The following is a 10,836-nucleotide window of genomic DNA, read 5'->3' as shown; positions in this document are numbered from 1 at the left end:
ATAGGTGGACGACTTTTAAGCCGCCCGCAGCAGGACAATCCAGCCGCTACCGTGGACTAATTTTGCACCGCCGTTCTCAAGCTGTAGGTCGAGATTGCGGGCCAAGTGGTCGTCGCCAAGCCGATTGCCGAATGACGTGTTTGGGGCCGTTTGCTGTCGGTCCGGTATTGGCAAGGAAACGAAGTAAGCCGACGTTCGGCATCCGACCCCATTTTTGTCATCCAGCCAAATTGTGCTAAACGCCAAATGCCGTCATTGCCACGACACAGGTTCACACTGCTCATTGAGATCAAACCGATGTGTTCAATAGGATGAGTTCGAGGAGCAAATGATCGGGCGGGACTGGATTCTTGGGAGTTTTCAGGTCTTGGCACTGGCAGCACTTTGCGCCGTCAGTGCAGAGCTGTTGGCCGCATACTCTGATAGCACTGGCGATATTGGCGCAGTCCTGTTCAACCTGATTTTTTTCATGGCGCTTTACGGCGCTCCCGCCTTGCTGATGCGCGAGCTTGCCCGGCGCTTGCGATGGGGCTGGCCTTCTCTGTTGTTTCTCTGCGCCGCTCTAGGCATTCTGCAGGCCTGTATCATCGATCAGGCCATGTTTGCCGAGCAGTATCGCGGATATGCGGGCTGGGAAGAAAACCGATCAGCGACCTATATCCCCGCTTTCGGTATCAGCGCCTATAATGCCTATAATTTCATCCTCGGCCATATCATCTTCAGCTTCGCTGGCCCAATCGCGATAGCGGAAGCATGGCGGCCAAGGCGTGCTTCCGCTCCGTGGTTGGGGCCCTTTGGAATGATTGTTGCAGCTGTCTGCTACCTGGGAGCGGCTGCGTTGATCATGTTTGACCCATCCTCGCAAAGTGCTTCACAAACCCAGCTTGTCGTATCATGGATCCTCGTCGCTGCATGCTTTGTGGCGGCAGCGCTGATTGGTCGCCGTAGTACGACCCCGCAGATAACGCCAACCCGGCATTCGCGCCCTCTAGCCGTTCTTGCGGTGACGTTTGCCGTGGCGGTACTTGGCAACTTTGCGGGAGAGAACTGGATCGGCGTGGCAGTGGGCCTGAGTGCTACGCTCCTGATCCTTGCCATGATCATCGGGATGAGAATGCGATTTAGTTGGACGTTACAGCACTCAGCAGCTGTGGCACTCGGTTACCTGCTCAGCCGTGGCGTGCTGGCCTTCTTTTATTTCCCGCTTCTCGGTGATGTAGAACCCTTACCCAAATACCTCCACAATGTAGCGATGCTGGCAATTGTCCTTGCCGCAGGCGCCCTTGCGTTGAAGGGTCAACGCACCAGAGACAATGCTAGCGCGGTTAGTAAGCGAGAGCGTTGAACGCTCAAAACAACCATATTCGCCGGCAGCTTGACCTGATTTGAGCCCGAAAGCCGTCAGTCCGTTTTCCACCCCGTTGCGGATTTCGTGGGCATACAGCAAGCGGTACGAAGCGGTCATCCGTTGTGAGCGAATGACCGCTCCAGGCTCAAATTTCGGTCCGTTCAGCGAGAAGTAACGCGTCCTCGATGTCCACACCGAGATACCGCACCGTGTTTTCGATCTTGGTGTGGCCGAGCAATATCTGAATGGCGCGCAGATTGCCGGTGGCCTTGTAAATCATGGCCGCTTTGGTTCTGCGGAGCGAGTGCGTGCCATAATCTGATGATCGAAGCCCGATCGCAGTGACCCATTCATCCACCAGGCGGGCATACTGGCGCGTGCTCATGTGGTGCGAGTGGTCGACCCGGCTTGGGAATGCATGATCGTCAATTGTGCCGCCGCGTCTCTCGAGCCACACCAATAGGCTGGCGCGCACATCGCCGGTCAATTCGAATTGGACAGGACGGCCGGTCTTCTGTTGCACCACCGTAGCCCGTGTTCGAATTTCCGGTCCTGTGACCAGGTCACCGGTTTTGATCTTCACCAAATCGCATCCGCGAAGCTTGCTGTCGATCGCAAGATCGAACAGGGCACGATCTCGAACTCGGCTCTCCCGATCCAGAAAGAAGCGGATAGCCCAGATCTGCTTCTGCGTTAGAGGGCGCTTGGTCCCAACAGTCTTTCCAGCATTCCATGCAGCCCGTCCTCGGGCTGCAGCATCATATGGTGAGTATCCCATCGGAGTTCTCCTTTGACCGTGATTGGTCAAAGGAGAAACGATGAGACCGGCAGCCGCGGGGCCGATTGCAGACTGTCCGGTTTCGGCGAGGAATTGTGGAAAGCCGACATTCGGGTTCCGACCCCTTCTTGTCCTTCTGACAGAAGTTTGTGCTTCCAAAAAGCTGCCGTCACGCCAGCTGAAGAAGCTGGCCACAGGTTTCCATTTATCGTAGGTCGCGGGGATAGGCCGAGTTTTGTGCCGGACGGGACAAGCCTCGTTTCTGGGCTGCGATGAAGGAGGACACAAATGAGAGCTGAGACGTTCTATCTGGCCATGGCAGTGGCAGGAACCGTGGTCCCATGGTTGTTCTTCGGATATTTTTTCGCGCTGCACGGTCTCGATCTTCCACTCTTTGTGCAATCGCTATTTGCGAACGGGGCAGCGGGCGGCTTTTCGGCCGATGTGCTGATTTCAATCGTCGTTTTTTGGGTATGGTCGTGGCGGGACGCGGCTCGGAACAACGTTGCGCCCTGGTGGCTAGTGCTTCCAGCAAGCTTCTTTGTTGGATTATCGCTGGCGCTGCCGCTCTACCTGTACTTGCGCGAGCGGTGTAAAGAGCAATGATCTAAAAGGCTGGGTCATTGTGGGGACCGTACCGTTCTTCCGCTCCTTGCCCCCAGCCAGTCTGCAAACCACCCCATCTTAGCCTTGCACGACATGGCCTGCTCCCGTCGCCTCAGAGCGGACGTTGAATAATGGTCTTCTGATCGAACCCTTGCAGATAGCCGTTGTCATCGTTCATACCTGTCCGGGAAATCAGGATCTGCCTGGTACATCGAGCGGCCTTCCTGACGTTTGCGTCTCTTATGAAAAACCGATGCCCTACATAAACAACAACGATATTGCTGTTCGATACGAACTTGCGGGCGACGAAACGAAACCTCCCCTCATTCTCATCTTTGGCATAAGCATGTCGTGTGAGGACTGGTTTGAGCTGGGATATGTAGCGGAACTTGCATCTTCATTTCAGATTGTTTGCGTTGACCCCCGTGGGCATGGGGCCAGCACGCGGCCCTTAAATTCCGGTGATTACGCGCTGGAAAAAATGGCATCCGACATCGAGGCCGTTATCAGCGCCCTCAGCCTGAAAAATCCGATCCTCTGGGGCTACTCGCTGGGGGCAAAGATCGCTCTTGCGGTTGCCGGCAGAAATCCTTCCGCCTACCGTGGGTTGATCCTTGGCGGGTTAGAACTGCACTCGGTCGTGGACCTCGACAACGATCTCGTGGCAGAGACTTTCGCACAAGGGCCGCAAGCATGGCTTTCACTCTGGCGGCAGATGTTCGATGTACCTAGGGGAATGGCGGAACGTCTTGCCGTCAGCGACACGAAAGCACTTCATGCGCTTCGTCGGGCTGAAGCTAGATGGCCGTCTTTAGCGGGAACGCGCGATAAGATCGAGGTTCCAGTCTTGCTGTATGCCGGGGAGCACTGCTTCTTCAGAGACGCGACGGCTCGCATGGTTAATCAGTTCCCGGACGGGCGATACATCGAGCATCCGGGTCGCAACCATTTTGACCTGATGACAGAATCGTCCTGGATCACCCGAGATGTGATCAACAGTTTCACTCCACCAGTGACGCGATAATCTCGAACTTCGTAGCAGCCATGCTACTCCAAGATCAGACGGTCAGAGAGCAGGCAATCGTGTTTCAGTCGATCATGCGATTTGCTGTTGATGAGGCGGATGATGTTCAGCCTGCGAGAGTTTGCTGGTGCTGCACCAGCTTCCAATTCTGTCCCTCTGCTCGATAGGTCGACGTGCAGAAACAGAGGTAAGGAACCGCGTTTTCGCGCCGGCCTTGTGCTGTGTATCCCAGGACAATGACAGCATCACCAGCTCGGCTAACGACGCGATCGCTCATCGTTACATCGGTCCAGCGCGGCGCACCCTTAAGCCCTTCGATGATCGCGGCAACGTTCAGCACACCCATGCCGGGGAAGGCCATCAGGCAGGAGGGATCGAGTATATCATCGTAAGCCGAGATGCCCTCTAGCCACAAACGTTGCTCGGTTTTCCAGGCGTTCTCATCGTCCATCTTGACGTCCTTGATTTCCAGGTTGCCATAGCAAATGGGGTTGGCGCACTCTGGTACGCGCCAACCATCTTGGAGAAATTCGTCCGTTTTTCCTAGGCGCTATATTCACCGACGATATCGTAGAGGCCCGGAACCGGCTTAGCCAACCCGGCCAGTTTTTTGCCGAACTCGGCGGCAGCCGGATCGTTCTGCGTGGCTTGAACGTCCGCTGTGCTCGCCCATTTGGCGACGTTAACGATGCGCTTGCCATCTTTGCTGGCCAGAAGCGTTACCGAGACAAAGCCCGGGCGCTTGCTGATCACCGTATCGGTGGCGTCCTGAAGAATTTTCGCAACTTCGGCCTGCTTTCCTTCCTCAACCTCAAGGATGTTGACGAAGGTCACTTCACCGTTCGACATAACTAAGTCTCCATCTCCATGGCGCGGCATGATTTTGCGCCAGTTAAAAGCCGGGCCTACCAATCGAGCCCACACCTATGACGAGTGCGAGCAGGGAAATGTCAGTCATAGGCGGCCTGCATACGCAAAGTTTTTCCGCTGACATTTGAGCTGCCCTAATCGTCATAGGCTTGAAGGGCGGCCCGCCAGGGCCGGGTCCGAATTGATGAGGCACAAACGGTGACGCCGACCAATCGCAAGCTCATCGGGCATCCAAGCGATGATCCCGAGTTCCGAAAAGATGAAGCCGCTCTGATGGCGTTGGGGTACCGGCTGCTCGGAACCGTCGCCGATGCACAAGACGCAGTGCAGGAAACATATGTCCGCTGGTATTCGCTCGGTCGCGAGGAGCGACAGGGCATTTCCGTTCCCCTGGCCTGGAAACGGACGACACTGACCCGTATCTGCTTTGACCGTCTCAAATCCTCTCAATACAAGCGGGAGGTCTATGTCGGCGAGTGGTTGCCCGAACCGGTCCAAGGCGGTGAGTTCTGGGGCTTTGCCTCCAATCCCGCCGCGAATGCGGGATTGGGAACCCCAGAGAGCGTCAGCGAGTCCATTTCAATGGCGCTGATGATCGTGCTCGACAAGATGACCCCACCTGAGCGGGTGAGCTTCATCCTGCACGACGTTTTCCAGTACACCTTTGAGGAAATCGCCGAAATCATCGGACGGACGCCGCAGGCATGCCGGCAATTGGCGTTCTCGGCGCGCAAGCGGCTGGGCAACCGGGCGCGACGGCAATCGAGCTGGGAAGAGCATGCAAGACTCAATGAAGCGTTCAGAGCCGCCTGGCAGACAGGAAATGTCGCAGCGCTCATCGCCGTTCTGGATGGAGACGCCGAGGCCATCACCGACGGCGGCGGCAAAACCGCGGCGGCAACCGAGCCATTGATCGGGTCTCATGCAATTGCCGAATTCTTTGCTGGGATATTGGCACGTCAGCCCGATCTTCAGGTCGAGATCGCGACAGTCAATGGTGAGCCTGGCTTGATCGGCATGGCCGGCGACCAGATCGTTTCGGTGATCTCGACTTCCGTGCGCAACGGGGTGATCCACAACATCTGGGCCATGCGCAATCCGGACAAATTGCGCGCCTGGTTCAAGGGCGACTAGGCCGCCCTTGTCCCCACACTGCCACCTACCGCCCCATTAACTCGCGATTTTCCTTGCGGCCCTTGGAGCAAGGCTCAGGAGCCCGAGGAGTGCCAACGCCAATCCGACCCAGAGCGGTGCCGTGAGGCCATATCCGGCATCGATGCCCAGCCCTCCCGCCCAGGTGCCGACTGCAAGCCCGGTCGTGATGACTGAGGAATGTATCGCATTGACCATCGGATCGGGGTGAGCAGCACGCATCACCCGCGCGGCCATGGCCGGGTTCATGGTTACCCCGAAAAGGCCAATCGCGACGAAGGCGGTGATTGCGATCGCGGCAATGGTTGCGAAAAGGGCGAAGGTGGCTAGGGCGAAAGCAAGGATCGTCAACCCGCCGATCAAGATGGGAATCGTGAAGCGGTCGGCGAAGCGGCCAACAACAAGGTTGCCCACAACGTTGGCGACCCCGTAGATCGCGAGCAATATTGGAACGGCGCCCTCGGACAAGCCCGCAAGCTGAGTGAAAATGGGCGAGAAATAGCTGAACGCGGCAAACGTCGCGCCGATGATAAGGCTGCTGGTCAGATAGGCTGCCCAAAGCCGCCCGTTTCTGAGAGCTTTGAGACTGGTTCGAAGGTCGACGGAAACGTCCTGCTTGGACGCTGGAACTCCGATAGCCACAACTGTAATGGAGAGCGCCGCCAGGACGACGATACTCCAGAAGCTCGCTCGCCATCCCAACGCCTGGTCGATGATGGCTGTGGCGGGCACACCGACGACAGGTGAGAGCATCAGTCCGGCAAGAACGACAGAGACCGCTCGCCCACGAAGGTCCGGTGACACAAGGCTGGCGCAGATTGTTAGCGCGATCCCGAAGCACCCGCCGCTGGATATGCCCTGAATGATGCGGCCGAGCGCCATGACGCCATAGCTGGGCGCGATAGCGGTTATGATGCTTCCGATGACGAAAAGGCCAAGCAGCCAGAGAAACGCTGCCTTGTTCGGCACCTTGAGAGCCAGAAGGAGGGCGGTCGCCAATGGACCCCCGATCGTCATGCCGAGGGCAAAATAGGAAATCAGATAGCCGATCTCGCCCACGGAGACGCCCAAGGCCGTTGAAAGAGACGGCATGATGCCGGCGACCATGAACTCCGACGTCGTGACGGCAAAAACAGCCGCACCCAGGAGATATATCGCCAGGGGCATCTTTGAAGAGCGGATGTCACTGTCGTCTGCGGGTGAAGGGGAATTGTCGAGGGGTTCGGCACTGGCCATGGCATACGTCATTTCTATAATTACGACTACAGAAATGGCTAGCGGTCTTGCTCGGAGCGGTCAAGCCAATTATATAAATGCAACTACAGAAAGGATGCTCATGACCGCCAGAGGCCGGCCCCGCAGCTTTGATCGCGATGACGCGCTTGCCCGCGTAATGGAGGTTTTCTGGGCAAAGGGGTATGAAGGCGCGCAGCTCAATGACCTCGTTGCCGCGATCGGCATCACACCGCCCAGTTTCTATGCGGCCTTCGGCTCCAAGGAAGCGGCTTTCCATGAAGCGGTCGATCTCTACCTGGCGACGGTGGGCGCGGGACCCAGGCGCGCGCTGGAGGAAGCGGCAACGGCAAGGCAAGGAGTTCGCGCCTCATTGGAGGAAAGCATCAACGTCGCGCTTTCATCGAAGTCGGGCGGGTGCTTTCTCATCCTCGGCGTCGTCAACTGCCTGCCCGAAAACCAGGCCGCACGAGCCCATCTTCTTGCCGCGCGTCAAAAGACGGTGGTGATGTTGCGCGAACGGCTTGAGCGCGGAGTGCATGAGGGGGATCTTGCGCCCGATACAGACGTTGAGTGCCTTGCTGACTTCTATAATGGGATCATGCAGGCAATATCGTTCCAGGCGCGCGATGGCGCTGCTCGCGAGCAGCTCGCAGCCCTGATCGAACCGGCGATGAGTGCACTTGTCCCGTCCACAAAACTCGGTTGAACTCAAACATTGCAAGAATAAAGCCTATGTCGCGACCGAGGGCGACGACTGATTTTCACATCCGGCGCCAAAAAGCGGACGGACCGGAATCACCCCCAAGTCGACTACGTGCGCAAGGTTCTGCACGAGGGCACGACGCATGCGGCGAGCGGAGCCAGAAGGCAGATGGCTCCAGAAATCGCCAGAACGGCGTTGTATCCAAACACGTTGGCGGCAGGGGCGATCAGAGCAAGACCTGCGGGCGCGAGCCCGTAAGACAAAAGAAAGTCCAGAGACGAAACGCGAGCAAGCTTGTCGGGCGCTATTTCGCGTTGCGTTGCCGTAAACCAGGGCACGTTGAAAAGCTCGATCCCCAGGCCCGCCAGGACGAATGCCAGGATGGGCACCGCGACATGGGCCTGAATAAGTAAGCTCAGCGGCACGAGACAATAAAGACCGAGCCCTCCCAGAGCCCACCATCCCGCATTCGTTGGCCGCCAGCGCGAGACTATGATCGCGCCGAACAGGGCGCCCAAAGTATAACCTGTCGCCGAACCAGTGAGCAAAATGGCGCCGCCATATAGGTCGCGGCTGATGATCGGAACAAGTACGCCAGTCACCGAGTAGCCGGCTGCGATGACGGCGGTCAGCGCGCCCAGACCGGCAAGGAACCAAGGATGACGGCGGGCCTCGTCGACACCCTCTGCTAGGTCCGAGAAAAACGTCGCAAGCGATAAGCCGGACACGGCTTTCGACGATTGCCGACTATTTTCATTCGGCCAGGACGGCACAATTGCGCTGATCATCCAAAGTGCTAGTATGGCGCAAAGAGCCACGGAAAGACCGGCCATCAGAGCCAATGCCGTCGCGGCGGCTGGACCCACCAGATTGGTGACACGAACGGAAACGCTCATGGCGGCATTGGCCGACTGTAAATTTTCGATGGAAACGATAAGCGGCACCAGTGCCTGATAGGCAGGACGGCAGGCACCTTGCCCCACTCCTGCGATCATTGCCCCCAAGCTGACCGCCAGCAGGGCATATGTGCTAGCAAAAGCCACGCCGACGGTGATGATCGAGATGCCGATACCGCCCGCCAAGCTCGCATAGAGCACGACATTTCGGCGTCCGGACCGATCGGCGAGCACCCCGCCGACTGAAACCGCCAACAGAAAGCCAACCGTTCTCGCGGCAAGTGCCAAGCCCAGGTCGACTGCCGAGAGCGTTCCCTCAAGAACCGCCAGCCCCAGGACAAAGGACAAAGCCCAGGTCGCCAGTCCGGAAGCGGTGCTGCCGATCCATAGTCTTAAGAATGAGAACGATCGCACACTGGATGACCCAAGGGAGGAGTGAATGGTAAACTCCAATGAAAAAGTGGGTGCGCCGCATCGAAGCGATACGGCGCCTCAAAGTTGCGATCAGAGATCGAGGTCGCGCAGGTATTCGGCAAATTTCTCCAGCCCGTCAATATTGCGCGGGCCACTGATCCCCTCATTATAATTGAGGATGAAGAAGCGGTCATTGATCACAGCCGGAACCGTTTCCATCATGGGGTTGGCTCTGAGGAAGGCGATCTTGTCTTCAGCGGGCGTGTCGCCATAATCGAGGATCATTATGACCTCGGGCTCGGCCTCGACAACAGCCTCCCAACTGACCTGGGCCCAGCGGGCATCGAGATCGTTGAAGATGTTGATGCCGCCAGCATGGCGGATGATATCATTCGGTGGCACCTGGCTCGCCGCAGTAAAGGGCTGGTCCTCCCCGAAATCATAAAGGAACACCGGCACGGGCTCGCGGTCCGGCACCTGGGCATCGACAGCGGCGATCCTCTCGCGCATCTCGGCAACAATTTCCTCCGCCTGATCCTCGACGTCAAAAATCTGGCCGAGCCGCTCAAGATCGCTGAACAGCGCTTCGAACGGTGTCACCCTTTCTGGATAGTCGGGATAGTTGAAACAGGATTCGGTGTGCATGAAGCTCATGATTTCGAGCGTATCGAGAATCTCGGGTGTGATGCCCCGCGAATCCGAAAAACCCGAATTCCAACCGGCAACCACGAAGTCAGCATTGGCATCGACGACCAGCTCGCGATTGAGCAGGTCGTCGCTGAGAAATTCGACCTGTTCGTATTCGCTTGCCCAAGGAGATTGGGAAACAGGCGGATTGGCAGGCGGCATGACATAGCCACGGACATGATCGGTGAGACCGAGAACGAAAAGCTTGTCGGCGCTGCCGCCTTCATAAACCACTGCACGCTGGGGGACGGTGTATTGAACATCTTCGGCGCAGCGCTTGACGGTAGCTACGCTCGCCTCACCACCTTCGCCGTCGCCGGCAACCTGTGCGCCACAACCAGCAAGGACGAGGGATAGTGCCGATATTGGCAGAACGAGGCGAGCCAGGGAATGTCCAGGCATGAAAAATGATCCTTTATGCAAAAGAAGAAGTTAGAGTGTAAAAGAGCTGGGGATGACCGGTCAGCGGATGTTCGAGGACACTGACGTCGACGCCAAACACGTCGCGGATGGTTGCAGGCGTCATGACTTGCCCAGGAGGGCCAGCACTATGCAGTCGGCCCTCGGAGAGCACACCCACATAATCGCAAGCTGCCGCAGCCAGATTGAGGTCGTGCAGCACCACCAGAACGGCCAGATCCGATTTTCTGAGAAGGGACAGAAGTTCGATCTGGTGACGCATGTCGAGATGGTTAGTGGGTTCGTCGAGGACGAGGATTTTCGGCTCCTGCACGAGGGCACGCGCAATCATGACGCGCTGACGCTCTCCTCCGGACAAGCCGAGCATGCCGCGTTGGGCCAGATGAGCAATTTCGAGCTGCTGCATAGCTCTGTCGCAAAGTTTCTGTTCGCGTGCGCTTAGACGTTGGTTCCCGTGAAGGTGTGGTGCACGCCCAAGCGCGACGATCTCCTCGACAGTGAAGTCGAGGTCCGAGCTTGCCTCCTGTGTGAGCGCCGCGATCGATTGCGCGGTCGCGCGTAGGCTCATTGTTGAGAGATCGTCCGCGTCGATCCAGACAACGCCGCTCGACGGACGCAAGGCGCGTGTCAACGGCGGGGTAAAAGTCGGCCATTGGGCGGCGCAAAACCAGGCCACTTGATGTTGGGGGTATCGAGCGCCGG

General features: G+C 57.7%; 12 protein-coding genes. 5 read left to right on the top strand and 7 right to left on the bottom strand.

Annotation, left to right across the window (positions count from 1 at the left end; translation table 11 throughout):
- Positions 1-328: 328 nt before the first annotated feature.
- On the top strand, positions 329-1,345 hold the full coding sequence (locus DVH29_RS15595) for a hypothetical protein (RefSeq protein WP_114647107.1): 1,017 nt from the start codon (positions 329-331) through the stop codon (positions 1,343-1,345).
- Positions 1,346-1,493: 148 nt separating this feature from the next.
- Here DVH29_RS15595 and DVH29_RS15590 read toward each other — a convergent pair whose 3' ends face one another.
- The gene (locus DVH29_RS15590) at positions 1,494-2,126 is read right to left on the bottom strand and encodes a tyrosine-type recombinase/integrase (protein ID WP_114647106.1); all 633 of its coding nucleotides are present in this window, start codon (positions 2,124-2,126) and stop codon (positions 1,494-1,496) included.
- A 288-nt stretch (positions 2,127-2,414) separates the two neighbouring features.
- On the opposite strand from DVH29_RS15590, the gene DVH29_RS15585 reads away from it, so the two are divergent.
- A complete protein-coding gene (locus DVH29_RS15585) occupies positions 2,415-2,732 on the top strand; it encodes a DUF2834 domain-containing protein (protein WP_114647105.1) in 318 nt (105 codons plus the stop codon).
- Positions 2,733-2,856: 124 nt separating this feature from the next.
- On the top strand, positions 2,857-3,756 hold the full coding sequence (locus tag DVH29_RS15580) for an alpha/beta fold hydrolase (protein ID WP_147276138.1): 900 nt from the start codon (positions 2,857-2,859) through the stop codon (positions 3,754-3,756).
- A 106-nt stretch (positions 3,757-3,862) separates the two neighbouring features.
- Here DVH29_RS15580 and DVH29_RS15575 read toward each other — a convergent pair whose 3' ends face one another.
- Positions 3,863-4,207: a nuclear transport factor 2 family protein gene (locus DVH29_RS15575; protein WP_114647103.1), complete on the bottom strand. Its 345-nt coding sequence runs from the start codon at positions 4,205-4,207 to the stop codon at positions 3,863-3,865.
- Between the two features lie 92 nt (positions 4,208-4,299).
- Complete coding sequence (locus DVH29_RS15570) at positions 4,300-4,605, bottom strand: antibiotic biosynthesis monooxygenase family protein (protein ID WP_114647102.1); 306 nt, start codon at positions 4,603-4,605, stop codon at positions 4,300-4,302.
- A gap of 219 nt (positions 4,606-4,824) precedes the next feature.
- Between DVH29_RS15570 and sigJ the strand changes: the two genes are divergently transcribed.
- Positions 4,825-5,760, top strand: coding sequence for an RNA polymerase sigma factor SigJ (sigJ, locus tag DVH29_RS15565; RefSeq protein WP_199562615.1), 936 nt, complete (start codon positions 4,825-4,827; stop codon positions 5,758-5,760).
- Between the two features lie 36 nt (positions 5,761-5,796).
- Here sigJ and DVH29_RS15560 read toward each other — a convergent pair whose 3' ends face one another.
- A complete protein-coding gene (locus tag DVH29_RS15560; RefSeq protein ID WP_245945039.1) occupies positions 5,797-7,014 on the bottom strand; it encodes an MFS transporter in 1,218 nt (405 codons plus the stop codon).
- 100 nt (positions 7,015-7,114) lie between these two features.
- On the opposite strand from DVH29_RS15560, the gene DVH29_RS15555 reads away from it, so the two are divergent.
- Positions 7,115-7,720 (top strand): TetR/AcrR family transcriptional regulator, encoded by a 606-nt coding sequence (locus tag DVH29_RS15555; RefSeq protein WP_114647109.1) that lies wholly within the window; start codon positions 7,115-7,117, stop codon positions 7,718-7,720.
- Between the two features lie 104 nt (positions 7,721-7,824).
- Here DVH29_RS15555 and DVH29_RS15550 read toward each other — a convergent pair whose 3' ends face one another.
- The 3 genes from DVH29_RS15550 to DVH29_RS15540 all read right to left on the bottom strand — a co-directional run.
- On the bottom strand, positions 7,825-9,027 hold the full coding sequence (locus DVH29_RS15550) for an MFS transporter (protein ID WP_114647108.1): 1,203 nt from the start codon (positions 9,025-9,027) through the stop codon (positions 7,825-7,827).
- Between the two features lie 90 nt (positions 9,028-9,117).
- Positions 9,118-10,116, bottom strand: a complete 999-nt coding sequence (locus DVH29_RS15545; RefSeq protein WP_114647101.1) for an ABC transporter substrate-binding protein — start codon at positions 10,114-10,116, stop codon at positions 9,118-9,120.
- A 13-nt stretch (positions 10,117-10,129) separates the two neighbouring features.
- Positions 10,130-10,836 (bottom strand): ABC transporter ATP-binding protein (locus DVH29_RS15540; RefSeq protein ID WP_147276137.1); only part of this gene is annotated, 707 nt, incomplete at its 5' end.

This window comes from Pelagibacterium lacus, assembly GCF_003345525.1.
Taxonomy (GTDB): Bacteria; Pseudomonadota; Alphaproteobacteria; order Rhizobiales; family Devosiaceae; genus Pelagibacterium; species Pelagibacterium lacus.
The sequence above is the reverse complement of the archived record's forward strand: the minus strand, read 5'-3'. Positions and strand labels throughout refer to the sequence as shown.